This window comes from Paenibacillus brasilensis, assembly GCF_009363115.1.
Classification (GTDB): Bacteria; Bacillota; Bacilli; order Paenibacillales; family Paenibacillaceae; genus Paenibacillus; species Paenibacillus brasilensis.
In genome coordinates, this window is the sequence record NZ_CP045298.1 from 3,615,988 (window position 1) to 3,641,653 (window position 25,666).

38 protein-coding genes and 1 pseudogene are annotated in these 25,666 nt (G+C 44.1%); 37 read left to right on the plus strand and 2 right to left on the minus strand.

The features are described from left to right. Positions 1-29 precede the first annotated feature (29 nt). The 14 genes and pseudogenes from GCU48_RS17045 to GCU48_RS17110 all read left to right on the plus strand — a co-directional run bounded on the left by GCU48_RS17045 (position 30) and on the right by GCU48_RS17110 (position 6,924). Entirely contained in the window at positions 30-890 is an 861-nt protein-coding gene (locus tag GCU48_RS17045) for a DNA cytosine methyltransferase (protein ID WP_152380822.1), read from the plus strand. Positions 891-955: 65 nt separating this feature from the next. Then, complete coding sequence (locus tag GCU48_RS17050) at positions 956-1,165, plus strand: hypothetical protein (RefSeq protein WP_152380823.1); 210 nt, start codon at positions 956-958, stop codon at positions 1,163-1,165. A gap of 34 nt (positions 1,166-1,199) precedes the next feature. Then, a complete protein-coding gene (locus tag GCU48_RS17055; protein WP_152380824.1) occupies positions 1,200-1,676 on the plus strand; it encodes a hypothetical protein in 477 nt (158 codons plus the stop codon). A 58-nt stretch (positions 1,677-1,734) separates the two neighbouring features. Continuing rightward, the gene (locus GCU48_RS17060; RefSeq protein ID WP_152380825.1) at positions 1,735-1,920 is read left to right on the plus strand and encodes a hypothetical protein; all 186 of its coding nucleotides are present in this window, start codon (positions 1,735-1,737) and stop codon (positions 1,918-1,920) included. A 34-nt stretch (positions 1,921-1,954) separates the two neighbouring features. After that, positions 1,955-2,200, plus strand: coding sequence for a hypothetical protein (locus GCU48_RS17065; protein ID WP_152380826.1), 246 nt, complete (start codon positions 1,955-1,957; stop codon positions 2,198-2,200). Between the two features lie 64 nt (positions 2,201-2,264). Next, positions 2,265-2,576: a hypothetical protein gene (locus GCU48_RS17070; protein WP_152380827.1), complete on the plus strand. Its 312-nt coding sequence runs from the start codon at positions 2,265-2,267 to the stop codon at positions 2,574-2,576. A gap of 132 nt (positions 2,577-2,708) precedes the next feature. Continuing rightward, on the plus strand, positions 2,709-3,113 hold the full coding sequence (locus GCU48_RS17075) for a hypothetical protein (RefSeq protein ID WP_152380828.1): 405 nt from the start codon (positions 2,709-2,711) through the stop codon (positions 3,111-3,113). Between the two features lie 41 nt (positions 3,114-3,154). Continuing rightward, entirely contained in the window at positions 3,155-3,499 is a 345-nt protein-coding gene (locus tag GCU48_RS17080) for a hypothetical protein (protein ID WP_152380829.1), read from the plus strand. Positions 3,500-3,578: 79 nt separating this feature from the next. Further along, positions 3,579-3,950: a hypothetical protein gene (locus GCU48_RS17085; RefSeq protein WP_152380830.1), complete on the plus strand. Its 372-nt coding sequence runs from the start codon at positions 3,579-3,581 to the stop codon at positions 3,948-3,950. Continuing rightward, positions 3,947-4,573, plus strand: coding sequence for a hypothetical protein (locus GCU48_RS17090; protein ID WP_152380831.1), 627 nt, complete (start codon positions 3,947-3,949; stop codon positions 4,571-4,573). The genes GCU48_RS17085 and GCU48_RS17090 overlap by 4 nt, the downstream gene beginning before the upstream one ends. Positions 4,574-4,684: 111 nt before the next feature. Beyond that, complete coding sequence (locus GCU48_RS17095; RefSeq protein ID WP_152380832.1) at positions 4,685-4,894, plus strand: hypothetical protein; 210 nt, start codon at positions 4,685-4,687, stop codon at positions 4,892-4,894. 11 nt (positions 4,895-4,905) lie between these two features. Beyond that, positions 4,906-5,427, plus strand: coding sequence for a sigma factor-like helix-turn-helix DNA-binding protein (locus GCU48_RS17100; RefSeq protein ID WP_152380833.1), 522 nt, complete (start codon positions 4,906-4,908; stop codon positions 5,425-5,427). A gap of 159 nt (positions 5,428-5,586) precedes the next feature. After that, positions 5,587-6,525: pseudogene (locus tag GCU48_RS17105) on the plus strand (glycosyl hydrolase); the annotation flags it as partial. 147 nt (positions 6,526-6,672) lie between these two features. Continuing rightward, positions 6,673-6,924: a hypothetical protein gene (locus GCU48_RS17110; RefSeq protein WP_152380835.1), complete on the plus strand. Its 252-nt coding sequence runs from the start codon at positions 6,673-6,675 to the stop codon at positions 6,922-6,924. 99 nt (positions 6,925-7,023) lie between these two features. On the opposite strand, the gene GCU48_RS17115 is transcribed toward GCU48_RS17110, so the two are convergent. Continuing rightward, entirely contained in the window at positions 7,024-7,251 is a 228-nt protein-coding gene (locus tag GCU48_RS17115; protein ID WP_152380836.1) for a helix-turn-helix domain-containing protein, read from the minus strand. Positions 7,252-7,877: 626 nt separating this feature from the next. Here GCU48_RS17115 and GCU48_RS17120 point away from each other — a divergent pair. The 22 genes from GCU48_RS17120 (at position 7,878) to GCU48_RS17225 (ending at position 24,615) form a co-directional block, all read left to right on the plus strand. Beyond that, on the plus strand, positions 7,878-8,405 hold the full coding sequence (locus tag GCU48_RS17120) for a hypothetical protein (RefSeq protein WP_152380837.1): 528 nt from the start codon (positions 7,878-7,880) through the stop codon (positions 8,403-8,405). A 42-nt stretch (positions 8,406-8,447) separates the two neighbouring features. Beyond that, on the plus strand, positions 8,448-8,897 hold the full coding sequence (locus GCU48_RS17125; RefSeq protein WP_152380838.1) for a terminase small subunit: 450 nt from the start codon (positions 8,448-8,450) through the stop codon (positions 8,895-8,897). Further along, entirely contained in the window at positions 8,878-10,137 is a 1,260-nt protein-coding gene (locus GCU48_RS17130) for a PBSX family phage terminase large subunit (protein ID WP_152380839.1), read from the plus strand. The genes GCU48_RS17125 and GCU48_RS17130 overlap by 20 nt, the downstream gene beginning before the upstream one ends. Before the next feature lie 14 nt (positions 10,138-10,151). Further along, positions 10,152-11,621, plus strand: coding sequence for a phage portal protein (locus GCU48_RS17135; protein WP_152380840.1), 1,470 nt, complete (start codon positions 10,152-10,154; stop codon positions 11,619-11,621). Further along, positions 11,618-13,327 carry a minor capsid protein gene (locus GCU48_RS17140; protein WP_152380841.1) on the plus strand — a complete coding sequence of 570 codons (1,710 nt, stop codon included), beginning with the start codon at positions 11,618-11,620 and terminating at the stop codon, positions 13,325-13,327. The genes GCU48_RS17135 and GCU48_RS17140 overlap by 4 nt, the downstream gene beginning before the upstream one ends. A 166-nt stretch (positions 13,328-13,493) precedes the next feature. Next, positions 13,494-14,120 carry a phage scaffolding protein gene (locus tag GCU48_RS17145; protein WP_152380842.1) on the plus strand — a complete coding sequence of 209 codons (627 nt, stop codon included), beginning with the start codon at positions 13,494-13,496 and terminating at the stop codon, positions 14,118-14,120. Between the two features lie 17 nt (positions 14,121-14,137). Continuing rightward, positions 14,138-14,506 carry a hypothetical protein gene (locus GCU48_RS17150; RefSeq protein WP_152380843.1) on the plus strand — a complete coding sequence of 123 codons (369 nt, stop codon included), beginning with the start codon at positions 14,138-14,140 and terminating at the stop codon, positions 14,504-14,506. A gap of 18 nt (positions 14,507-14,524) precedes the next feature. Beyond that, entirely contained in the window at positions 14,525-15,571 is a 1,047-nt protein-coding gene (locus GCU48_RS17155; protein WP_152380844.1) for a major capsid protein, read from the plus strand. A gap of 45 nt (positions 15,572-15,616) precedes the next feature. Then, on the plus strand, positions 15,617-15,931 hold the full coding sequence (locus tag GCU48_RS17160) for a Rho termination factor N-terminal domain-containing protein (RefSeq protein ID WP_152380845.1): 315 nt from the start codon (positions 15,617-15,619) through the stop codon (positions 15,929-15,931). Further along, positions 15,891-16,265 carry a phage head-tail connector protein gene (locus GCU48_RS17165; protein WP_152380846.1) on the plus strand — a complete coding sequence of 125 codons (375 nt, stop codon included), beginning with the start codon at positions 15,891-15,893 and terminating at the stop codon, positions 16,263-16,265. Before GCU48_RS17160 ends, GCU48_RS17165 begins: the two co-directional genes overlap by 41 nt. A gap of 2 nt (positions 16,266-16,267) precedes the next feature. Next, the gene (locus GCU48_RS17170; protein ID WP_152380847.1) at positions 16,268-16,639 is read left to right on the plus strand and encodes a hypothetical protein; all 372 of its coding nucleotides are present in this window, start codon (positions 16,268-16,270) and stop codon (positions 16,637-16,639) included. Next, positions 16,636-16,899: an HK97 gp10 family phage protein gene (locus GCU48_RS17175; protein ID WP_152380848.1), complete on the plus strand. Its 264-nt coding sequence runs from the start codon at positions 16,636-16,638 to the stop codon at positions 16,897-16,899. The genes GCU48_RS17170 and GCU48_RS17175 overlap by 4 nt, the downstream gene beginning before the upstream one ends. 87 nt (positions 16,900-16,986) lie before the next feature. Beyond that, the gene (locus GCU48_RS17180; RefSeq protein ID WP_208811849.1) at positions 16,987-17,802 is read left to right on the plus strand and encodes a hypothetical protein; all 816 of its coding nucleotides are present in this window, start codon (positions 16,987-16,989) and stop codon (positions 17,800-17,802) included. Between the two features lie 107 nt (positions 17,803-17,909). Continuing rightward, positions 17,910-18,158, plus strand: a complete 249-nt coding sequence (locus tag GCU48_RS27380; protein WP_208811851.1) for a hypothetical protein — start codon at positions 17,910-17,912, stop codon at positions 18,156-18,158. A 4-nt stretch (positions 18,159-18,162) separates the two neighbouring features. Then, positions 18,163-18,588, plus strand: coding sequence for a phage tail terminator family protein (locus tag GCU48_RS17190; protein ID WP_152380849.1), 426 nt, complete (start codon positions 18,163-18,165; stop codon positions 18,586-18,588). Then, positions 18,581-18,829, plus strand: a complete 249-nt coding sequence (locus GCU48_RS17195; RefSeq protein WP_152380850.1) for a hypothetical protein — start codon at positions 18,581-18,583, stop codon at positions 18,827-18,829. The genes GCU48_RS17190 and GCU48_RS17195 overlap by 8 nt, the downstream gene beginning before the upstream one ends. After that, a complete protein-coding gene (locus GCU48_RS17200; protein WP_307498979.1) occupies positions 18,829-20,151 on the plus strand; it encodes a phage tail sheath family protein in 1,323 nt (440 codons plus the stop codon). The genes GCU48_RS17195 and GCU48_RS17200 overlap by 1 nt, the downstream gene beginning before the upstream one ends. Before the next feature lies 1 nt (position 20,152). Beyond that, positions 20,153-20,626 (plus strand): phage tail tube protein, encoded by a 474-nt coding sequence (locus tag GCU48_RS17205; RefSeq protein WP_064795248.1) that lies wholly within the window; start codon positions 20,153-20,155, stop codon positions 20,624-20,626. Positions 20,627-20,655: 29 nt separating this feature from the next. Then, positions 20,656-21,078, plus strand: coding sequence for a phage tail assembly chaperone (locus GCU48_RS17210; RefSeq protein WP_152380852.1), 423 nt, complete (start codon positions 20,656-20,658; stop codon positions 21,076-21,078). Between the two features lie 232 nt (positions 21,079-21,310). Further along, entirely contained in the window at positions 21,311-21,937 is a 627-nt protein-coding gene (locus tag GCU48_RS17215) for a hypothetical protein (protein ID WP_152380853.1), read from the plus strand. A gap of 63 nt (positions 21,938-22,000) precedes the next feature. Then, a complete protein-coding gene (locus tag GCU48_RS17220) occupies positions 22,001-24,361 on the plus strand; it encodes a hypothetical protein (protein WP_152380854.1) in 2,361 nt (786 codons plus the stop codon). Between the two features lie 20 nt (positions 24,362-24,381). After that, positions 24,382-24,615, plus strand: coding sequence for a hypothetical protein (locus GCU48_RS17225; RefSeq protein WP_152380855.1), 234 nt, complete (start codon positions 24,382-24,384; stop codon positions 24,613-24,615). Here the strand turns inward: GCU48_RS17225 and GCU48_RS17230 are convergent. After that, on the minus strand, positions 24,593-24,859 hold the full coding sequence (locus GCU48_RS17230) for a hypothetical protein (protein WP_152380856.1): 267 nt from the start codon (positions 24,857-24,859) through the stop codon (positions 24,593-24,595). The two genes, GCU48_RS17225 and GCU48_RS17230, sit on opposite strands and share 23 nt — an antisense overlap. Before the next feature lie 93 nt (positions 24,860-24,952). Between GCU48_RS17230 and GCU48_RS17235 the strand changes: the two genes are divergently transcribed. Further along, positions 24,953-25,666, plus strand: coding sequence for a LysM peptidoglycan-binding domain-containing protein (locus tag GCU48_RS17235; RefSeq protein WP_244315737.1), 714 nt, complete (start codon positions 24,953-24,955; stop codon positions 25,664-25,666).

The window sequence follows — 25,666 nt, forward strand, 5'->3', positions numbered from 1 at the left end:
AGGGGATAAGAAGGAGGGACAGCAACAGAGTGATTACAGCGAAGAGTTACTTTAGCGGAGCTGGAGGCCTTGACCTTGGGATGATCGAGGCCGGGATAAATGTCATAGAGTCTTTTGAAATAGACAGAATTGCTTGTGAGACATTGCGGCAGAACTTTGATCATCAAGTAAATGAGGCTGATATAACCAAAATCACTGTATTGGACCAGCATGACGCAGATGTGTATATCGGAACATTCCCTTGCACCAAGTACAGCGCAATTGCGGATATCCATGGTACTCGGACTGGAGACAACTTATTTCTTCATTTCTTCCGGCATGTGGCATTGGCGCAACCAGAGGTATATGTCGTCGAAAATGTTCCAGGGATGAAGAAGTTCCAAGTTGTAATGGAGTGCCTTACTAGGCTTCCAAACTATTATGTGCGGGTTGAATGCCCGGTAAATGCGAACATGTGGCTTCCACAGGAAAGAAAACGGCTAATTGTGATCGGAACCAAGAAACCATTTGACAACCTGCCTTACCCGGATGAAAAACCATTAAGTATGAGAGATGTCATTGAGGTTGGGGCCGAAGTTTATACACCTGAATACGTCCAAAAGCGCTTGAATGGTAACTACAGGGACAAGCCCATTATCACCGACTTAGACGGCAAAGCACCCACGTGTGTGGCACATTATGCAAAGGATAGATCGACAAGGTTGATAGATGACGGTGTATCTATAAGGCCTTACACGGTCCGAGAATATGCAAGGTTACAAGGCTTCCCCGATTGGTTCAAGTTCGCTGGGACAGACAATGATGCTTACCGTCAGATAGGCAACGCGGTTGCTGTGCCAATGGGCAGATGGGTTGGTCAGGCGATTAAAAAGTATTTTCAAACAGCTTAATTTAGGAGGTAACAGCCCTCCAGGGGGATACACCCCCTACTACCTATACCAAAGGAGAGATAAGCATGGATTATAATTCACCTACCATAGAACGCCTACAAACGTGGCATGAAAGTACGGATGAGATAGGAATGCAAGCAGATTTTAGTAATGAGGTCGGTACGGAGTTGTTTATTTACATCTCGAACTGTCAACGGAAACAAACGAGCGTAACCCTATCTGGTTTTATCAAACATTTAGAAAAGACGGCGGACAGCTTCGGTGTTCTGAAATAGATCTGGCCTACTACCTATAAAGGAGAGATATCACATGGGATTGGATATTACAGCGTATAGAAAATTAGTCAAGGTCGAAAATCCAAAGTTTGATGCGGATGGCGAACTGGAGGATTACGAAAATCAATGGCAAACAGATGGGAGTATGCGATGGTCAGAAAGCTGCTGGCCTGGTCGCGCAGAAGGTGTGGAGTTCGATACTGTCTATACCTACGATGAAAGTTATGGTTTCCGCGCTGGTAGCTACAGCGGATATAACTTGTGGAGAAAGATGCTATCTGATTTTGCTGAGGCAAATGCTTTTCAAGAACTTATTGAATTTTCGGATTGCGAAGGTGTTATTGGTCCTGTTGTTTCTGCGAAACTTGCAAACGATTTTACCGACTACGAAGAACGAGCAAGGAAATATGCCGACACCTTTGAACGTGGAGAATGGTGGATTGAGAAGTATCAAGAGTGGAAAGAGGCTTTCCGGCTGGCGGCAGATGGTGGAGCGGTAAATTTCCGCTAATTCAGGAGGGTGAGGCATAACAGCCTCTTACCCTACCCAACAGAAAGGAGAAAGCAACATGGAACGGATATACAGAACTTATGCTGATACCGAAGTCACTCAATTATCTACATCTGTAAAATGCCCTTATTGCGGTGAAGAGTGGATGGAGCCGGATACGGACGAATGCGGAACGACTTATAAATTAAGATGTGAAAATGAGGACTGTGAACGGGAATTTGAGATGCACTTTGATGCTTCATAGCCTCTTACCCTAAACCAAAGGAGAGATAACGCACATGAAAACACCCAAGCATTCAAATTATATGGTTTGTTATGACAAAACAGGCGAAAAAAGATATGGGTTATACAAATATTGCGATTGTGCAGATTGTAAAAACAGAATGTTGAAAAGGGAACCCGTCAACTGGGTGTCGGCCACCACAAAAGAGATTTCAAAAGTGGATGATGTGGCTGAGTTTTTAAAAAAGTGGACGTGCGACACCGAGGGGAGATACGTAGGAGTAGTTTTTTTAAAATTTTAATATATATGAGGCATAACAGCCTCTTACCATATACCCCTATATACCTTAAAGGAGACGATTATAAATGGAATTAGCAGTACAGTCGTGGGCGTTTAACCCCAATTTGCGTTGGAAGCTGGCACGTATTTCCGGGAACGACGAGGGCGGCGATGAAATAGATGAAACAGGAATTATAACTAACGTTAAAGGAGATTATTTAGAGTTCGAGTTTATACGCGAAGGTCAAATAGTACGCACTCATTTTTATCTGGAATATTTCCGGAACGGAGGATTGATCCTGGCTGTATATGATCGACCGCCTGTAAGGGTTGAACTTCCTGACGCCTATCAAAGTAACTCTGCTTCCCAAGGAGGCGGTAAAGGTGAGTACACCTAAGAAGTGCTCGGGATGTGGAAAGACTCTATGCCAACTCTGTGAAGAGCATCATGCAGAACTGAGCATGAAGAACAAAAAGAACGGTAACGAGCTTAAAGTATGCCAATCATGTCATATGGAGGTATTTGGTAAATGAGTGAACGGAAATATGACCTATTGGACGGAACAATTTTGATAGTCGACGATGATGAAATCAAACCATGTAACGTAATGTTTAATGTGCTTGCCCTGATAGACTCACTCCAGCAGCAGGCGATTGAATGGAACGACAAAGCTGTTCAGCTCCGGGAGCAGCTGGCAGAGAGGGACCAGACAATATCTCTACAGGAAAAGAAATTGCAAGAAGCAACGCCATTCGGCTATGGAGAATTGGCCCTTATGTGGGATGCTCTTGGAAGGTTGCCGAAGGGTTTGGAAATAAGATACTCATCTGGAGAGATCAAATACGAACCTACTACTGTTGCATCACTTCGAGATAAAGTTTTGGGTTACCAAGGCCAGTTAATTCAAGTTCACCGAGACTCCATAGGGGAGTAACCACCAATACAATACGCTACAGGCGTGGAAGGATGATAGATATGTTGGATATGATAGACGAGAAATTAGATTTTGCTCTTGCTGGTTTGTTAGGCTGGGTAAATTGGTGGGATGGTGTGAGACTTATATGGGTTGATGGAGCCACAAAAGAGTTTCGACGTAAGGTTACGGATTGGCAACCATCATCCGACCCTGTCGCCTCTCTGGAGGTACAGGCAAAGGCGCTGGAAACTTCCTATGTGAAATACTGTGAAGAACTTAGGAAGGTTACGAATCCAACGGGCAAGTGGTATTCCGATGCCATCGAACTAGCGGCAAGTCTTCTCGGCGCAACAGCAAGGCAGAGGGCAGAAGCTGCTTATATGACATTATCAAGTAGGGATTAAACCAATACAGGGTGTAGGTAACACCTGCACCCGATCATATCGTGTAAGTGAACGTAATGATACCAAGGGAGGAACAACAATGACAGATAAACCACGCTTAATAGATGCAGATAAGTTGTTGAAGTGGCTGAATGGCAAAATAGAAGTGAATAGTGAACCTTACAATGATTATCGGATTGAACGGGCAATAGCGTATGAAGATTTGAAAGGCGAAGTAGAATCATGTTCTTTTGATCCAGACCCACTACAGCAGCCAAATATACAACCTGGAGATCGAGTGGTATCCATCTCAAAACCCGGGTTGGGAACTGGTGTTGTAGTTGATTTGGTAAAAGAAAACTTAGACAAATTTACTGACCGGACTTGGGTTCGATTCGGAAACGATGAACATGCTATGCACACCAGAACCTCTGATTTGCAACTCATTCAGAATGAAGGTGAAGAGGTATGACAGAACGTAACTGGCAAGAGGATATGAATGGATGCACTGGCCTGCCACCAACGCCTTGGGCATGGGTTTCTACAGAAGAAGCTGAGTGGATAGAAGATTCTAACCAGGAAATAGTCATTGGTAGTGAGGATGAGTATATTTTTGATGATTTGCTTGGTCCAAATGTCAGAAAGGAAGCATTCATGCGTTTCATGATTAATGCACCTGAAGCCCTTCCTTACTGGCTCCAGCAAGTTATGAAGTTGGAAAAAGAGCTTGAGGAATCTGAACTTGTTAACTGGATGAGAGAATGTAAGTTGGCGACTGAACGGCACGCCGCCGCTGACCGTGACCGTACAGGTGCATACAAAGCATTAGAACAGGCTGAGAGACGCAAGCGCATTGAAGAAGAAAAAAATGAAATATTGAAAAATAATATAAAAGTGATTAGTGATAATTTGAAACAGGCTGAATCCCTTATACAACAAAAGGATGCAGAGATAGCCGAATTAAAACGACTGGCTGAATTCTGGGAGTCGCAATATAGCGATGCTTCTACACATGGAGATGAAACAGAAGAGCGCCTGAATGCAGAGCTAAATCGGCTTAACTCTCTCCTGCAAGATGAAGGAGACACCCCATGATAAGAGCCTATACCTCTATATTATGCGCTGTGCTGGTTTATGTGGGTGTTGTGCAAGTAGATAGGTATATGATCATAGAAAGGGTAGATACAAGCGAGGTGAGGATTAAATATGGCAGATAACAACGGTATAACAGCAAATAGTTTTTGGGTTTGGACGAAAAAAGCGGAGTTGAAGAACCCGGCCCGATCCAGAGAAGGTGAACCGGTATGGGACAACTACCTATATACGGCCCCAAAGTGGATGCTGGATGATGGGCTAATACAGGACTCGGCAGATTCACCGCAGGAAGGGCAAACAAACATATTCGATTTTATCTAGGAGGTGCTAATATGATACCGGACGAGGATACGGAACAAACACCCGTTGTGACTGATCTGGGAGGGGCCACAGCGTTAAGTTACCGTAAGGCGAGGAATATAGCTGCACGTTTGTATAAAAAGGCTGACGCGGACGACAAGAAGGTTATATCCGGTATGGTGAGTGATTGTGAGTTCGTGGAAGAATGGCTGGTGACAGGTCGGCGCCCAGGGAATAAACGCGGTGTCGAACGATTGGCGGCTTACCAGCGAGAAAAGCTAGTAGATCCATTACGCATGCAGGCATACGTTAGTAATTCCAAGGCTGGCAGCTCCAGCAACTTATCAGACGGAGAACACTTTCAAATACAAGAGGCATTAAGAGTGCTGACCGACTTGGAGCGTGAATGCTTCTTGCTATCATATGGGCATTGTATGCCACATTCCTATATTTCGGATGTATTGGGATTATCTAGAGGTAATGTATCGACATTATTGCAACGGGCCAAAGAAAAAATAAAGGAAAATCGTAATAATAATCTGTTTTTATGCTAAAACACCTGTTTGCTGTGGGGCAAATGCCACCTATATATAGGGATAGCCTATAAACGATTGTTGTCTTATAGTTTAAGAGGAGATAATCCCATATTATAAACAAGCATTAGGACATCGACATACGGTGTCCTTTTTTGCTATGCACAATAGGGGGATTTTATGCAACCTGTTAATGAGGACGCTTCTACTCAGGTCCGGGAACTATACAGCTATTTACTCAACATTTCAGGGGAAAAAATAATCACAGGTCAGCATGATTATTTGGAAAGCCCGGATGAATTAAGTAACAAGGTCCAAAAAATAAGTCAGGCTTATGTAGGTGTACATGGCTACGAGATGGGGGCCATCTCCGGTCAGTCCGCCGCTACGGAGGCGGCACAACGTAAAAATGTCGTCGATAGCGCCATCCGTTGGAGCAGGGCCGGCGGCATTGTGACGATGACTATTCATGAAGCGCTGCCGGGCAGGCCGCTGACATGGGACAATGTGCAGACGAAATTAAGTCAGACGGAGTTCGATAAATATGTGACGCCGGATACTACGCAGAATAATCTTCTTATAGCCGATCTGGATAAGGTCGCTATATCGTTAAAGCAGCTCCGTGATGCAGGTGTTCCAGTGTTATGGAGACCTTACCATGAAATGAATGGGGACTGGTTCTGGTGGGGAAACAAAAACAATTTCACTCAACTGTGGAACATTATGTATGACCGCTTTGTAAACACACACCAATTGAACAACTTGCTTTGGGTATGGAGCCCGAACGCCCCGAATTCGTACACCTTCCCTTATCCCCCTAAATATCCGGGGGATGACAAAGTGGATATCTTGGCTATGGATATTTACAACAATGATTTTAAACAAAGTCATTACGAAGGACTGCTCGGACTGGCACAAAGCAAGCCGATTGCCATTGGGGAACACGGTGAGGTGCCAAGTTCCGAGGTGTTGCAGGCTCAGCCCAAATGGGTGTATTCCATGACTTGGGGAAAGATGCTGACCGAGAATAACACAGCGGATCAGATTCAGGATTATATGAATGATTCGAGGAGCTTGACGCGGGATGATGTGAAAGCAGGGCTGGCAGCCATGCAACAATAAGGGTAGTTGGGAACCATACCGCAAGTATAAGGGAGCGGCAGTGGCAAGCGCATGACGGAGGGTTAGGGCGCAACTAAATAAGCAAGCATGAGGGCATCGGTATACGGTGTCCTTTTTGTTTTGCACAAATAGGAGGAAACGACGATGGCACAGAATTATGCGTATCTCGATCAATACGGCATCCTGCATCTACACGATGAGGAACATGCCAAACAGCACGGCAAACATACTGCTACTGAGCTGCAAGCAGACGAAAGCGGTTATCCGATTGTAGAGGGCAGCGGTGTAGTCTACTACAGCAACGAGGATGCAGCATACATCAAGGGTAACCGTAAAGATGGACAACGTATCAGTACGCCAGCTGTAATTAAGCAGCTAGCCGATCAACTTAAATAACACCTTTTTCCCGGCTTAGTCCGGGGATATGACACATACAGGATTATAGCGGTTCGATTCCGCTGTGTGTAAAAAAAGAAAACCCACCTTTCGGCGGGTTCATTTCTTACGATTGTATATGCTGGCTTCATCTTTACGCTCCAGGACATCATCACGCAGGAATAGTCGTTCGCGGTTAGTCTCCTTAACAGGGACCAATTTACCGCGCTTAACAAAGCTGTGAAGGTTCTGCCGTGAGCAATCAAGTATTTCCATAGCTTCATTGGCGCTGACTAACTCGGATTGTATCCAAGCAAGTAATTCATCTTTATCTTTAAAGCTGTACATTCGTTTTCACCACTTTACGATGATTATGGTTATGGCGGCTAAGTTGATAATCATGGATGCTACACACATTACCATTGTAGCCTTGTTCATATTGGATGCATTCATACAATCAGCCCCTTTGTGTTATAATGTGAGTAAAGAAGAACGAACCTCGTGTATTTCACCAACCCAATGGGAAAGCCGCTTGCGCGGCTCCCCTTTCGGGTCGTCTGATTAGCGAACCAGAGCGGTGATGAGGGTGATGATAGAAGTTGTCAGGCTAATGATTGCAGTCACTAGCACGACTTTAGCAATTCTTTCATCACGTCGTTCTTCTTTTCTCGTTTTACGCATATTGTTCACCTCCTTTCTATACTTTAATTATACTATATATATTTACTTACGTCAACATATATTTAGATATTAGTCACTCATTTGAGTGGCTTTTTTATTTGCTGAAAGGGTGGTAGCAATGCTTGGGCCGATGATAACACAGGAATCAATAGATAGGTTACCTTGGTACCACAAGACATGGATATACGGATTCATGATTACTTACTTGGTAATCGGTTATTTGATTTATTGGCCTGTAGCTATTGTAATGTTGCCTATCATATGGATAAAACGAAAGTTGAGGAGGTCATAACATGAAACTCTATACAGACGGAACCATAGAGGGTACACCACAGGAGGTTGCACAGTATAAAGGTTTAACCACACATTCTATAACGATAAAGACTGCTGATATAAAATGTGACGCTAAGAAAATAATTGAAGGGATAGCCAAGGAACTATCCGAGGCATTATCTAATATTTCAGCCGTTGAAACTGGCGATTTAACTCGTGAGGCGCTCAGGAAATTAGGAATTAGAGACTTCAAAATCAATTTCAACGAGTATGTAAAGGTAAAACTCACTGAAACGGGCTTGAAGATACTCAGAGAGCAATGCAATGAACTGAATTCATATATTGGGCAGCGTGGTGGGAGCAAAGTGTTTGGAATCCATAATAAAACCGATGACGAAGGGTACACACGGTTTCAAATATGGGATCTAATCAACACATTCGGCACACACCTTACAATGGGTCTTCCTGAGCCTTTTGAATCGACAATGATATTCCTTAATGGCGAAGCGATAGGACCTGTTGGCAAACCTCCTGATTCTCCACAATAGCATACAGAGACAAGCAAACAGAAAGAGGGTGGGTGATATGACATGAAGCTATCAGAGAATCAAAAGAAGTTTGCAGATTACTTTATTGAGACAGGTAACGCTACTCAAAGCTACCAGAGGGCTGGATATAAGGCTACAGGTAAATCTGCTGAAGTAAATGCTTCCAGATTGCTAGGAAATGCTAAGGTGAGGGAATACATCGACTCAATAGTGGTGAAAAAGGACGAGGAACGAATAGCCAAGCAAGACGAGATTCTTGAGTTTCTTACATCGGTACTGCGTGGGAAGGTGAAAGAACAGTTCCCTTTGGGCATGGGTATGGGAGAGCAATCGCTCGTTAAAAAGGAACTGGACGGCAAGGATCGCATAAAGGCTGCTGAACTGCTTGGCAAGCGTTACGCTATGTGGACAGATAAACAGCAAATTGACGGTGCTGTAGGCGTGCAGATCATTGACGACTTAGGTGATGACGATGACAGCCCTCAAGGTTAGGTTATCCGAAAAGGTCACGCCACACTTTCAAACCTTCTGGCGGGTGTCCAACTCACATAAATACCTGAAGCACGTACTTAAAGGCGGTCGCGGGTCCGGTAAGTCAGCCCACATCGGACTGAAAATCATTAAGGACATGATGAAATACCCAGTAACTACCCTGTGCGTTCGTAAGGTCGCCCGTACACTTGAGGAATCGGTGTTTGAGCAGCTTAAAGAGGCGATAGAGATACTTGGGGTGTCTGAGTATTGGCGAGTGGTCAAAAGCCCGTTACAGCTTGTCTACATCCCTCGTGGCAATAAGATAATATTCCGTGGTGCGGATGATCCAGCGAAGATAAAGTCGATTAAAATGTCCAAGTTTCCGATAGCCTTTTTGTGGATCGAGGAAATGGCTGAATTTAAAAATGAAGATGAAGTATCAACAATCGAGAAGTCCATTTTGCGCGCAAAGCTGCCAGATGGTCTTTTTTATGCGTTCTATTACTCCTATAATCCACCAAAGCGCAAGCAGAATTGGGTTAACAAGCTGTATGAATCGCAATTTATACCAGCTAATACGTATGTTCACCACTCAACTTATTTAAACAATCCGTACCTATCCGAAGAAAGTATCGAAGAAGCGGAGGAAATGAAGCGTACGCGGTTCCAACGGTATGAGTGGGAATACCTTGGCAAAGCGATAGGGAGTGGTGTTGTACCATTTGATAATTTAACCTTTAGAACGATTACGGACGAAGAAATTAAATCATTCGACAACATCCGACAAGGTAATGACTGGGGTTACGGTGTTGATCCGCTGGCCTTTGTTCGCTGGCATTACGATAAAACACGGCGAAAAATCTATGCGTTGGACGAAGTATACGGCGTGAAGATATCTAACCGGGAGTTGGGCGAGAAGCTCAAGAAGAAAAAGTATGACCAGCAGCTAACAATAGCGGACAGCGCAGAGCCAAAGTCGGTGGATGAATTAAAAATGCAGTTACATTGCCGTTTCAAGGGAGCCAAGAAGGGTCCAGGTTCAGTAGAGTATGGCGAAAAGTGGCTTGATGACCTGGAGGAAATCGTTATAGATCCAGTTCGTACACCAAACATTGCCCGAGAGTTTGAAAATATTGACTATCAGACGGACGCAGACGGCAATCCACGGACTCGACTGGATGATAAGGACAATCATACTATCGATGCTACACGGTACGCCTTTGAGGACGATATGAAAGCTCCTACATTTGAATTTTAAGGAAGGAGGTATACATGACCACAACAGAAGAAGTAATCTACAACCTTGAAAAGAATGCTCCTATGACCAATAGGGAGATAGCGCAGCAAGAGGTTAATGACTTCAAACGATCCAAGAAACTAGAGTGGATGATTATTGGCGATCTATACTATCGAAATAAGACAGAAATACTCCAGCATAAACGATATGTTATCGGTGAAGGTGGGGCTAAAATCGAGGCGCAGAATCTTGCCAACAACAAGTTGGTATTCGGATTTGTACGAAAGCTGGTCGATCAAAAGACAGGTTATTTGCTGTCTAAGCCGATAAGCATTACAACGGATGGCCCTAAAGAGTATAAAGATGAACTGGATAAATACTTTGGTAAGCCTTTCTTGCGTCAGCTCAAAAACCTTGGAAAAAATGCTATCAACAATGGTATTGGGTGGTTACAAGTGTACTATTCCGAAACGGGAGAGTTGAGTTTCAAAGCCATTCCATCCAAAGAGTGCGTCCCACTCTGGAAGGATGGTGCTCATACAGAGCTTGATGCAATGATTCGCTTCTATCCAGTGGAAGTATACGAGGCCAAGACAAAAAAGACCATCCAAATCATTGAGTTTTGGGATTCTGACGGTGTGATGAAGTGGGTACAAAACTCTACATCCGAATATGTACCGTATGAGGATTTACAGGGGCATTTTTCGGCTGAGGATGTTAATGGAAAGGTTCAACAACTCAACTGGGAGCGTATTCCGTTCATCCCGTTTAAATATAACGACGAAGAAATGCCGCTGGTAGAAATTCTAAAGACATTGGTTGACGACTATGACAAACACGTCTCCTTCAACTCCAACAATCTTGAGGACTTGCCGAATGATATCATCGTGCTCAAAAACTACGATGGTACAGACTTGGGAGAAGCTCGACGCAACTTGGCGCAATACCGTATGACAAAGGTTTCGGGTGACGGTGGCATTGATACCATAAGCGTTAACATTGATACTACGGCGCTAACTAGCCATATAACTGAGTTGCGGAAAAGTATTTATGAGTTTGGACGCGGGGTAGATACGCAATCTGATAAATTCGGTAACAGTCCATCTGGTATTGCCCTGCGTTTCTTGTATGGTGACCTGGATATGGATGCAAACATCATAGAGACAGAGTTTCAAGCCAGTCTGGAACAGTTGCTATGGTTCGTGAATCAACATTTAGCTAACACGACGAGCAAGGATTACTCCAAGTTTGATGTAGAATTCATTTTCAATCGGGACATTCTCATTAATGAAACTGAAGCTGTAACGAATGCAAAAGACAGTGTAGGCGTTATATCGGACGAAACCATTGTGGCTAATCATCCATGGGTAACCAACGTGCAGGACGAACTGGACAGGCTCAAAAAGGAAAAGAGCGAGGCTATGACTGTGGCAGAAGATCAACCTTACGGTGGCACGGGTGGCGCGCCTCCTGAACCAGTACCAAAACAGGATGAACAGTCATGAGGTCCGAGGAATACTGGTCTAAACGCATGGATGCCTTGAACGAGGCACAACTAAGCAAGGGTGATGCTTATGTCCGCAAGATGGAGATTGAGTACGCCAAGGCTAATGCTTCAATACAACGTGATTTAGACACTTTCTATCAGCGGTTTGCCAAGAACAACGAAATAGGGCTGGCTGAAGCACGGCAAGTGCTCAAAGCGGGGGAGCTCAAAGAGTTTAAGTGGACCGTTGAGGATTACATCAAGGCAGGCCGCGAAAATGCAGTTGATCAGCGTTGGATGAAGGAACTTGAGAATGCATCCATCAGAGTGCGTATGACTCGCTTAGAAGCATTGCAAATGCAGATGCGCCAACACGTCGAAGTCCTAACAGGAAAGCGTCAGGCAGGCGCTAAAGAGCTTATGGGCGACATATACAAGGATGGGTACTATCACTCAGTGTTTGAGCTACACAAAGGTACAGGGCTGGGTGCTACATTCTCCAAACTGGACAAACGCCAGATAGAGGCTGTCATATCGAAACCTTGGGCTGCAGACGGTTCGAACTTCTCTTCACGGATCTGGAAGGACCGTGACAAGTTAGTCCATGAGCTTCAAACGGTGCTCACACAAGGGATGATACGCGGAGATACACCGGATAAGATGATTAACGCCTTATCTGACCGTATGGGAGTATCCCGATCAGCTGCAGCCAGGATCATTCAAACCGAATCAGCCTACTTTGCCGGGCAGTCTCGTATGGATGCCTATAAGGAGCTGGGCGTAGAGCAGTACAAGTTTACGGCTACCCTAGATAAACGTACATCAAGTATCTGCCGTCACATGGATGGAGAGGTATTTGCATTGTCCGAGGCTGAGGTAGGGGTTAATTACCCGCCATTGCATGCACATTGTCGCTCTACAACGATTCCTTATTACGAGGATAATGTCCAGGAGCGAATAGCCCGGGATGAGGATGGCAAGAATCAGGCCGTGCCGGGTGACATGACCTATTCTGAATGGGCTAAGGAAAATGTACCCGCTACTGACCATGTAACCGAGCCGATCAAGCCAGTAGAACCAGACAATAATGCTATTAAGACGGTTCCCCCAGAGTTGGAGAACCTACCAAACAGACCATACAACCCTAAAGCTTCTTATCACGTGGATATCTCTAATGTATCACCGGCTGCTGCAGACAAAATAGCAGACATTAGCCGGGAACTGGTACGAGAGGGCTCCAAAACTGGTAAGGGCTATTTGTCGTTCGCGGATTTTGATGGCAAGGAGCTGACGAGGGTCACAGGCAGCAAAGATAGCATCCCATTCACGCCTAAAGCACGGGATATGCTGCTGAGCGCTCCTGCTGGTAGCCTAGTGCTTGTTCACAACCATCCGAGGGGTAACAGGCTCAATGTTAAAGATGCCCGTTCTATGGCGCTGTATGCAGCTATTGGGGCTATGGTGGTAGCTGGACATGATGGCGGTACAAGTACACTGTCAGCACCAGACAAGCGCAACCCTTCGGAATTTGATAAGGTACTGCGCCGGGTGACTGCCGAGGTTGACGCGCAGTTGCAGGATGATCCTGCTTTTGCAGAGTTGTCGCCTACGGCTAAAAACGAGCGGTTTGATTATCTGGTACTCATGGCGATAGTAAGTGAACTGGGGTGGGAATATGCCGAAGACTACGAAGCGGCAAAAGACGGCGGACGGATTAGACGATAAGCCGATTGAGTTGGATTTTGATGGGCCAGCGGAGGAACGGGTGAATGATTATATCCGTCAAATAACTGGCGAGTAACAAATATCGCCGTTTGGTATTGTGGGCGTAAAACACAAGACATCACCGGGCGCGACCGGGAAAAAAGCGAAGATGAAGGAGCGGTATGTAATGAATAAAGAGCAATTTGTTGCATTGGGATTGACTGAGGAGCTGGCTACAAAGGCGGCGGAAGCTTCGGCAGAAGAGTTAAAGGGTTTTGTCCCAAAGACTCGTTTTGATGAAGTGAACGAGGCCAAGAAGCAAGCTGAGAAGGACAGGGACAGCGTAGGTGGTCAACTGGAGGAATTGAAGAAGTCTGCTGGAGCTTCAGAGGAATTAAAAACGCAGATTGAAAAGCTCCAGGGGGAAAATAAAGCTACCAAAGATCAGTACGAAGCCAAACTGAAAGAAATGAGCCTGAACACGGCGCTCAAGTTGGCGCTGAACGGTCAAGCACACGATCCTGATATTGTAGCTGGATTGCTGGACAAAACAAAAATCGAACTGGACGACAACGGCGCTGTAAAAGGCGGCTTAGACGACCAACTCACTGGCCTTCGCGAAAGCAAGGCTTTTTTGTTTGTGCCAAAAGAGGAACCAAAACCGGGATTCCAGCCACAAGGGGTTAAACCAGCAGATGGAGCAGGTGGAAAACAAGACCCTGGCAAGAAGGAGACCAACTATGGCAAGTTGGCTGCTCAAGGTAAAGCGGATAATGAGACATTAGCCAAAGCACGGGCTGACTATTTTCAATAAACAGGAGGTAAGAGAAGATGAAATTCACTGAAACGAAATATACGAATAAAAAGGAAATTCTCAAGTTTCCTGACCATTACGTAAACCTTGCTGTCACGGTAGATGACGATGGGATTGTAGCAAATGCTGACGGTCATAAAATCGTGCCAGCTGGGACTATAATCGGAAATGGAATTCTGAACGACTTAACCAAAAAAGCTAAAAAGGCTGTTACAACTACAGGCGTCTCCAATGCGGAAGGCGTTCTTTTTTATGATGTTGATGTCACATATGGTCCAGCGCCAGGCGCAATGTTGATTCACGGATTTATCGACTTAGGCAAGATTCCTACGGCTCCAACACCTGAGGAAATTACTGCACTCAAACAAATCACATTTTTGAAATAAGAGAGGATGAAATAAACCATGCCAGATATTTTTGATCTTGTAACCGCAGAGAACATTGCAACTTATTATCAGGAAACAGCATCTAATGCTATTCCTTATCTCGGGGCCACGCTCTTCCCAGCAAAGAAACAACAAGGTTTGAACCTGAGTTGGATTAAAGGGGCTGGCGGCTTGCCAGTAGCTCTTAAACCTTCCGCCTTTGATGCAAAGGCTCCGGTGCGGGACCGTATTGGACTGAACAAAGTTGATACAGAAATGCCTTTCTTTAGAGAAAGCATGCGTATAGGTGAAAAGGACAGACAAGAACTGTTGATGCTCCTTTCTTCGCCAAATGCAGCTTATTATCAAACGCTTCTTGCAAAAATTTATGACGACCAATCGAACTTGGTTAAGGGTGCGGATGTGATTCCAGAACGAATGATTATGCAGTTGCTTTCAACAGGCAAAATCGACGTATCTGCTGAACGTTTGGACTACACTTATGATTACAAAATGCCTTCTGAGCATCAAGTTACTTTGACTACTGGAGATAGATGGAGCCAACCAGACGCTCAAATCGTTCAAGATATCCAAAAATGGATGGATGATGTCGATGATGATACGGGTGTTCGCCCGGCTAGAGCAATTGTGACTCGAAAAACGTGGAACTACATGCTTAGAAACTCTGGCATCCGCCTTGACCTAAATCCAACTGGTGGGCAAAACATTATCATGACGGACACAATGTTGCGTCAATACCTGGAGACGAAACTGGGCATTTCTGTAGCGGTATACAACAAAAAGTACCAGCTTCAAGATGGAAGTTCCCACCTGTTCTTTCCTGATGATGTGTTCACGCTTATACCTGATGGCCCGATGGGTAATACATGGTACGGTACAACTCCTGAAGAGGCAGATTTAATGAGTGGCGCCACGAATGCAGAAGTACAAATCGTAAATACTGGCGTAGCGGTTACAACCATTAAAGAACCACATCCAGTAAACGTTGAAACCATTGTATCTGAAATTGTATTGCCTTCATTCGAACAAATTAACAATATCTTCATCGCAAATGTAAACGGCTAAGAAGGGGCGAACGCCTCTCTTTTTAATTTTGAAAGGAGTAACCACATGAAAGTGACATTGATTGCTGGTGCTAAATACAAGAAAGAGTTTTACCAGATGGGCGACGAAGTGGAGGTTGAGTCAATCCACATACCAGAGTTAATTAAGGCCAAAGTTATTAGTCCTGATACAGAAGTTCCCGAAGAACCCGTCGAAACGGATATCAACAAGATGAATCTAGCACAGCTGAAGGATCACGCCGAACAAAACTCCATTGACCTAGCTGGCGCAACCAAAAAGGAAGACGTGCTCGCAGCCATTCTGAAAGCGGGTGAAGGAAATGGAACCGAACCGCAGGGAAGCACTGCTGACCAAGCTTAAAATCCTACTTGGCATCCCAGTTACTGATTCAAGTAAGGATGTACAACTTGGATTTTCCTTGGATTTCACCATTGATGGCATCAAGAACTACTGCAACATATCCGACATACCAGAGCAACTGGAAAATACACTGCTGCTGATCGCCAAGGACTATTACCTCAATCAGTTCGTTGCTCCGGCCGCAGCTGGTGAGGGTGAAAAGAACGTCCAGAGCATCAAGCGCGGTGACGTGCAATTCACATTCTTTGCAGATGCTAAGCAGGGCGTTGAGGGTACGGCCTTTATTAAGGCGTATGGCTCGCAACTTAACGCATTCCGAAGGTTGAGGTGGTAGGCATGCAATTAGGTAGCCCATCTATGGAACGCAGGCTGCTTGAAATGACTTATACGGGCGTTTGTCGAGTCGAAGGGCAGATAACCCGCAAAGACCCCGTAACAGGCGTAGAGCGACCCACAAAGGGCATTATATTCGACAACCAGCCGTGTGCATTGTCTCAAGCGTCTTTGCCAAGCGCGGCCCAAATGGACACGAACAATGATGTCGCATATGACGGTAAGCTGTTTATTGCGCCTGATATTGTTATCCCGTCCGGAAGCCGTATTTTTGTTACGCAGGACGGCATGAGCTATGAGTTTCAGCAATCGGGAGAGCCCTTCATATACCCAACCCATCAAGAGGTAAAAATGAAGCGGGTTGGTAAGGCATGAGTTTTGCTGAGTTCGATTTTAGCGAGTTCGAGCAGTTAGGGAAGAGCTTGCGGAAGATGCAAGCCGATTACCCGCGATTCGTCGAGGACTGCATAAGAGAACTTGCCAGCAGGCTACTAGCTAAGACGGTGGCACGTACTCCAGTAGATACGGGTATGCTCCGGCGAAATTGGCAGTTGGGGCCTGTGGAGCGTGTAGGGGGCGGCTATAGCATTGAGTTATTTAATCCGGTTGAATATGCCTTAACATATGGGGCATAAAAAACTGGGCAAATACGGTGAACGCTAAATATCGAATAAAATTCCGAAATGTAATCGAGTATGGTAATATATCGTTGAGGTGATATAATGCCAGCCCCTAAAAATCTTATTGGAGAAACCTTTAGTAGATTGAAAGTCGTGGGAAAAGTTCTTGTTCCTAAAAACGGTCGTGATAGAGTTTATTGGGATTGTCTGTGTGAATGTGGTGAGAAAGCACTAGTCCGAACCGATTCCTTGACAAAAGGGTTGGTTAAATCGTGCGGATGCTTAAAAAAAGAACAAGATATGAAAAACTTAACGGCGAATCATTCCCATAAATCATCAAAAACGAGACTTTATCAAATTTGGTCGGGTATGAAAAAGCGTTGCTACAATCCTGGTGATTCATCATATGAACGATATGGAGCAAGAGGTATCAAGGTGTGTGAAAGTTGGCGTGAGGACTTCGGATCTTTTAAGGTTTGGGCTCTTGCCAATGCATACTCTGACGATTTGACAATTGAACGAATTGACAATGAAAAATGCTATACTCCTGAAAATTGTAAGTGGGCAGGAAATAAAGAACAATCCCGAAATAGAAGAAGCAATATCAAGGTTGATTTTCAAGGCGAACAAATTACTCTAATGGAATTGTCGGAGATAACAGGCGTCGGGTATAAGGTGCTTAATGCGAGGTATGATCGCGGAGACAGAAACGAGAGACTTTTACGTCCTCTCAATACTGATAAGAAAGTTCACCGTGGCTCACTACAACACTTAAGCAAACTTACAGAGGGCCAAGTCGTAGCGATAAGAAACTCCATCCAATGTGGCGCATTGCAAAAAGATTTAGCTTTCGAATACGGGGTTAGCTTATCGGTCATAAACTCGATTGCAAAACGTAGAACTTGGAAACATATTTGATACATGCCAACACCGTGGTAAACGAGATACCACTCGTCACCGTAGAGCGTAGAGGATGAGCGTTAAGGGAGCAATAATTCCTCCAAGAGTGCCCAGGGCATTGAGTCATGCTTTTAAAGTATGGCTTATTTGACATGATGTACGCCGAACTTATGGGAAACCGTAAGAACCATAGGATAAAAAGCCTGTGGGATAACAAAATTGTATATGTGGAATATGGACATCGCACAAGGCTGCACACCGGATGGGTGGAGGGGCGGTTTATGCTCACCATCTCTGAACGAGAATTGGAGCGTGAACTGCCTGCGCTCATGGATAGCAAGCTTAAACGCTTCATGGAGGACCATTTGAGGTGATGCTATGGAAGATGTTAAAAACGGAATATTGATGTACCTGAGCACCTTTCAAACGGGTGTCCCAGTGTACGACGAGCGAATCGAGCAGGGTTTCAAGGAACCTTGCTTTTTTGTGTTGCTTATAGACGGATCTCAGGCCCGAGAGCTAGATCGCCGTTATATGCGGACACACAGTTTCGACATTCACTACTTTCCAGACCCTGATAACCTGGAAAAACGCCGTGAGTGTGAGGCCGTGGCTGATCGGCTATATGAGGAACTGGAATACATCCAATGGGAAGGCAGTCTGTACAGAGCGGTGGGGATGAAACACCAAATCGTCGATGATGTGCTGCATTTCTTCCTAGATGTGAATGTCCATTTAATGCGTCCAAAGGGGCCGGAAACAAAAATGAGGACTTTAAAACAGGAGGCTGGTATTCGTGGCTGATACTGATAACCAAGAAAACGAAACTGGGGCAACGCCTGCGGCAGCGCCTACAAAGAAAGAGGCGGCAACGTCCACAGCTTCGGTAGAACCCCGTTTTGCCAAAGAACAATTTCAAGATTCACAGCAGTTTACACAGATTGAAAAGGATACACTGAACGTCCTACTAGAGGATGGCCAGGATTACACCATCGGTGAAGCTAAACAAATTCTCACTGTATGGTTGAAGAGGGAGGTTAAATAATGGCTGGTACATGGGTTACACAGAACAAGGATCTACCTGGCGTATATACCAACGTTGTATCTGAGCCTAAACCACTAGGCACATTAAGTGATCGCGGTGTTGTCACTCTGCCGTTGACATTAAGCTGGGGGCCTGTGAAACAGATAATCACAATAGATGCTGGCGATGACATTTCAAAAGCTTTGGGATATGACATCACACACCCAAGCCTCCTGTTGGTTAAGGAGGCTCTTAAGCGCGCGAAAACGTTGTTGGTGTACCGCCTAAATCAAGGGACAAAGGCTACAGTCACAAGCGGCAATCTTGTCGCTACGGCGAAGTATGGAGGCGTGAGAGGTAACGATATTTCAATCGTTATTCAGGCTGATATCGATACACCGTCTAGCTTCAACGTTCGGACTTTGGTCGATGGTCGGGAAGTCGATTTGCAGAAAGTTACCAATATTGACGGGCTGGTAGCTAATGAATGGGTGAGCTTCAAGGCTTCTGCTACAGATAAGACGTTGGCAGCTACGGCAGGAGCGCCGCTGACTGGCGGGGCTGACGGTACGGCAACCAACGCAGACCATTCGGATTATATGGCTACTATTGAGACGCAGGACTTCAACACAGTTGGAGTGCCTTATGATGATGCAACGCTGAAGCCTTTGTATACTACTTACGTTAATCGCTTGCGCGATGACGAGGGCAAAAATGTACAGGTGGTACTACCGAATTACAGCGCAGCAGACAGCGAAGGAGTAATAAACGTCACGAACGGCGTTATTCTTTCAGACGGTACAGTGATTGACAAGGTTAAGGCAGTTGCCTGGGTCGCAGCTGCAACAGCTGCAGCAAATGTAAACGAATCCCTCACTTACGCTGACTACGATGACGCAGTAGATGTGGACGTTAGGTTCACCAAGCGAGAAGCGATTGCAGGTGTGCAAAGCGGTCAGTTCTTCTTCATCTTCGAGGGCGGTAAAGCTAAGGTACAAGAGGACATCAACACCTTTCGCAGTTTTACGCCTACCAAAAACAAATATTTTCGGAAAAATCGTGTTGTCCGCACGTTGGATGGCGTCAAGACTGATTTGCAAAGGGTGTTCGCAAGATCGCACATCGGTAAAGTTGATAATAACGCCGATGGACGAAATATTGTAAAGAAAGAAGCTATCTCGCTTTTCGAACTCAATCAGCAGATAGGAGCTATCGAGGAGTTTAATTCACAAACAGACGTGACAATCGTGCCAGGCACAGATAAAGATGCTATTTACGCGGAGTATTACGTTAAACCAGTAGATAGTATCGAAAAAATCTATCAGTTAGTGAGGGCGAGATAATATGACACAGTGGTTGCAAGCGAAAGATACTATTTCCGGCCAACAGGGTCGATTGTACGCCACCATAAACGGTAGCGTGGAAGAGATGGCCTACTGCAAGAAATTCGAAGCAAAAATCGAGAAAAACATGACTGAAGTAAAAGTATTGGGATACTTGGGGGATCAGAATAAAGCAAATGGTTGGAAGGGAACAGGCAACATGACTTTTTACTATGTGACCTCGTTATTCAGACAAATGATGCTGGATTATGTGACCACAGGTAAAGATACCTATTTCGATCTTGTTGCCGTTAATGAAGACCCAACTTCCTCGATCGGCAAACAAACCGTGACTCTCAAGAATGTCAATATAAGCAGCATTATTATTGCTAAGTTGGACACTGAATCTCAGTTGTTGGACGAAGATTTGGACTTTACTTTTTCTGGGGTAGGATTGCAAGACAGCTTCACAAAACCTGTTTTGGGTGGTAACTAAAATAATCTAAATTAAGGGGATATGAACAAATGAGTCAATTTAGTGCGTTTTTTAAAGAGAATTCTTCAGTAGATATCACAGAAGAGATTATTGTCTCTGAGAGATTTAAAGATGAAGATGGCAAACCAATTCTTTGGAAGATCCAAGGTATTTCAGAAGAACGAAACAAAGCCATCAGAAAGTCTGCTACAAAAACAGAGAAGGGCAAAGGAGGAATGAAAATTCCTGAAATTGACCCAGACGATTACACCACTAAGCTGGTTTTAGAAAGCGTAGTTTATCCGAATCTGAAAGACGCTGAGTTGCAAGAGAACTACGGTGTTGTTGGGGCAGACAATTTGCTCAATAAAATGCTTTTGTCCGGTGAGTTCGCTACTCTGTTGGAAAAGGTACAGGAGCTTAACGGTTACGATCAGGATATTAACAAGGTTATGGATCAAACAAAAAACTAATGGAGGGCGGTGACGCAGATGCGAATTTTGCGTATTACGCCCTCCATAAGTTGCGTATACTGCCCCAGGACCTTATGAAAATGTCTGTAACTGAGCGTGGGGTTATATACGCGATGATCAGAGAACGAATAGAAAATGAGAAAAAAGAAGCGGCGCGATTAAATAAATGATTTACTCTTCCTGAGCGGGTTGATAGAATAATGGTAAAATATACCCACTCAGGAGGGTCATTATGTCTAATTACGGCGAGTGGCAAGAATCGAAAAAAGAATACAAAATGGAAAAAAGAAAGAAACGGCATAAAAGCCAATTGGTTCTTCTGGCAATCATATTGTTAATAGGAATTCCTTTGGTTATTATTGTCGGAATAACAAAAGGTTCAGAAGGCAGTAAAGCGCCTGTAAAGCCTATGACAGAATCTGCGCAAATAAAGAAGGAGTTTGATTCGTTTAAAAAACAAATTCTCAGTGAAACTACACAAATGGTTGAGAGTGAAGCAAATTTTAATGAATTCGTTAAAGCTTACTCAACCGGTTCGTTTAGTCAAGTCGAAGCATATGAAAATGTTAAAGAGTATCGGGATATAATTAATCAACATAGATCAAATTTAATTGAAATGAAGTTTGATGAAAGGTTTCCCGAGAAACTTGGAGCTCATTTAACGAAAGGAAAATCAAAGATTCTGGATGGAATAGCCATGAAAGACTCTGCGCTAGCATCGTTGCTTGAATATCTGGATGAAGGAAAAACAAGTGAATTAGCTGAATACCGAGAAAATTCCCCTTTGTATTTAGTTGGAGTAAAGGCAGGGTTACAGGAAATCAATGTAGTTGAGAAAATAGTAAATCCTAAAAAATAATTTGCAGATTAAGCATCCAATATAGGGTGCTTTTTTTGTGTATTTTTTTGGAAAGGAGGAAAAATGGCTACTGTTCAATCGACACTCCAATTATATGACAACTTTTCAAACAAACTTAATACGGTTAATCAGGCTCTCCAAAGCACAACACGGCAGATGGAAAGATTGCAATCGGCAGCACGCGCGAATATCCAAATCAATGTTAATGTATCCAATGCAGTCAGCGAATTGAATGCCATACAGAGAAGTTTACAATCACTTTCTGATGGAAACGTTCGGATAAACCTTGATGCAGCTAGTGCAATACGAGAGTTGGAAGTCGTGCGGAACCATATAAGGCAAATGGGATCAGGATCTGTTGTCAACATTGTGGTGAACTCGGCAGATATCTTGCGCGAGATTACGGTTATTCGTGACCGTATTCGCGGGATGTTTACTGCTTCAGTTGTAAATATAACAATTAACGCCACTGATGCAATCGCGCAGGCTCGGCATATTCGGCAACAAATTGATAACCAACTACGGAATATACAGGCCCGCATACAAATTCAATTGCCAGCTTCATTACAAGCGATGTTCGGCAATCTTCAAATGCTTGTATTGAGGCTCATTCGTGTTGTGCGACAACTCAGAACCAGTAGCGGAGCGAATGCAGCGGAATTACAAAATGCTTTGCAACGCATCGAGAGACTGGAACAGAAGATAAATGAGTTACAAGAAAGACTGAATCGACGTTTGCGTGAGGGCGGGCGGGCTTCCGAGAGTATGTTGAGCAACCTCAGAAACATTGCAGCCGTTTACGTTTCTATTGCAGCGGCAAAGGCTCTATTTGAAAAGGTTATGAGCGGGGCGATGGATCAACAATCATTTATTGACACATTTTCCTCTCGAGCTGGTGATCTAAATCTAGGGAATGCTATTTATGATTCGATCACTAAACAAGCATTAAAGGCTGGGCAAGATGTAAATGAAGCATTGTCAGGAACAATGAAGTTTATGTCTAACACTATGGACCCTCAACAGTTAACAAAGTTGAATATGCTTTCTATGCGGCTTGCGAAGCTAAACCCTGCTGAAGGTTTAGAAGGGGCAGCTTTTAGTATGAAGGAACTCCTTTCGGGGGATTACACTTCCATCGTGGAAAGGTTCGACATAGGAAGAAGTACGATTAAGTCAAGTGATGCGTTGAAGGCTGGTAAGGCAGGAAATATTGATGAATTCATAAAGGGAATGGATAAACTCCTTAACCAACAGAATTTGACGCAAAAGGCATTCGACAAAATGTTAGAATCCCCTGCTGCAAAATGGAAGAAGGCAGTAAACACTTTTGAGTTTAGTCTATCTAAAGCAGGGATGCAGGCATTAAAAGCCTTTGAACCACTGTTCGATATGATAAACAATGGTTTCCAAAGTGGTAAGTTTGATCAATTTTTTGGCAGTATTCAAGCTGGTATGTCCATGATTGCAAGAGTAACAACAAGTGTAGTTCAATTTCTTGTGAACAATTGGGATCTAGTGAAAAATACGTTGTTAGTTTTAGGCGTTGTAGCTGCTGCTGTTGCTGTCGGGTTTGCTATAGACTGGATTATAGCTGTTTGGCCATTAGCCCTTATTGTGGCTGCTATCGTAGGGATTATAACTATACTGAATAAATTCGGAATATCCACTGGGGAAGTTGTGGCTTTTGTCATTGGCGTATTCTATGCATTGTTTGCTCATTTAAACAATTGGATCGCTGGGTTCTGGAATGTAATTTTGGATTTCGTCGAGTTCTTCGCGAATATTTTCATTGATCCGGTTTATGCAATCAAAAAGCTGTTTTATGACCTGTGGAATGATATAGGTAAGTATTTCGTAGATCTGATAAACAAGCTGGTTGACGGCTTAAATTGGCTAATCGAAAAAACAAATTCGATCACCGGTTCTACTATTTCTGCTATTCAGTATATGAAGATGTCAGATGGTCCGCAAAAGCCAACATCGGATAAAGATGTTATGGATTTTAGCAAGTACCGTATGCAATCAATGGACGTTCTGAAGGCATTCAATAGTGGTAAGTCGATGGCTAATGACCTCACCAAATCAATCAGCAACTTTTCCTTAAAAGGAACCCAACAACCGTATACAGTGCCAAAGATGCCAAAACAAAATGGCGCTGGCGGTGCTGGCAATGTTGGTAAGGTTGGCAAAGTAGATAAAGTCGGAAAAATCGAGGACAAGGTAGATATCTCAAGCGAGGATCTGAAGGTTATGAGAGATATCGCAGAGATGAAGTCTATCCAAAACTTTGTTACTCTTACGCCTACCGTACAGGTCAAAACGGGTGACATCAATAACGGGGCTGATATCGACGTGATAATCAAGAAGATTGGTGACCATCTGGACGAGCAATTCACGTCCACAGCACAGAGAGTATATACGTAAAAGGGCAGGTGATGATGACAATGGATATTAAAAAGGTAGTGGATGTAGCAACTCAATTCCGAAATGAAAATCCAGGTGCTACTGCTGATGAGGTGAAACTCCATGTGCTTGAGTACCTGCTTTCGGAATTGAAACAGTCGAGCACTGAAGAACTCCTGCCTCATTTTCGTAGCCTAGACTTAAAAAAGACAGAACGACAAGTTGTGGTAACCTTATCGTTCCCTTGGGAAACTACATTTTCAAATATTGTTTAATGTATTCAACGCCTTTGACGGTGAGTGAATATTTAACCGGTTGAGAAATGACGAAAACATTGCTCTCATCTGGGTCAAAGTCTTCACTCACTGAAATGTAGCCTTCCTCGGCTAAATACTTAAGGGCCTCGGAATTATAAAGCCAGTCATCTCCATTTTTCATTTGATAAATCGTTCCCACAACTCCATTGTTTTGAAGGTTGTGGAACGCATTTTTAAGCAATTCAATTTCAAATTTGTTCATTTTTGAACCCTCTTTTCATCAAGTAATGGTCAGTCAGACAACTACCATTATTCGACAAAATGAGGGTTATTCCTTTTGTACGGAGGTGATACCTTGCCGACAGAACACGCCATATTGTTGAGTTATAACAACGGAGAAGAAGCATTCCGGATACCTGTTAACCCGCCAGAAATGAGCATAAAAGAAGCTGGCGACGGCTCCACGTATAAGATTGTGGGCGGCGATGAAATAAACGCTATCCAGGGGCGGAAGCTGACGGAGATTTCTTTTGACAGTTTCTTTCCTGGTCAGGAGTACCCTTTCGTCAATGGGAACGAATTACGGCCTATACCCGAATATATCGCTCTAATAAACAAGTGGATGGATGCCAAGCGGCCCGTCCGCTTAATTTATTCTGCAATCAGTTTTGACCCGGGCGCACAGAAGAGCCCGCAGGAAATTGCTATTAACATGCCAGTCACAATAGAAGAGTTTGAATGGAAACCCGTGGCTGGTACATCGGATATCGAGTACACAATATCATTTAAAAAGTACGTTTTTTACAACGCTGTGCAGGCCAAAGTTAAGAAGACCACAACCAAGGCAGGCACAAAAAAGACGACTACGACAAAAACCAAAGCAAAGCGACCAAGTGAGAGAGTTAAGCCTAAATCGGTCAAGGCGAAAGCAGGCGACACACTTTGGATTATCGCTAAGAAGAACTTGGGTGACGGGTCCCGTTACAAGGAGATTCAAACACTCAACAAGATTACAAATGCACAGGCCAAACGGTTAAAGGTTGGGCAAGTGCTGAGACTGCCGGGGTGA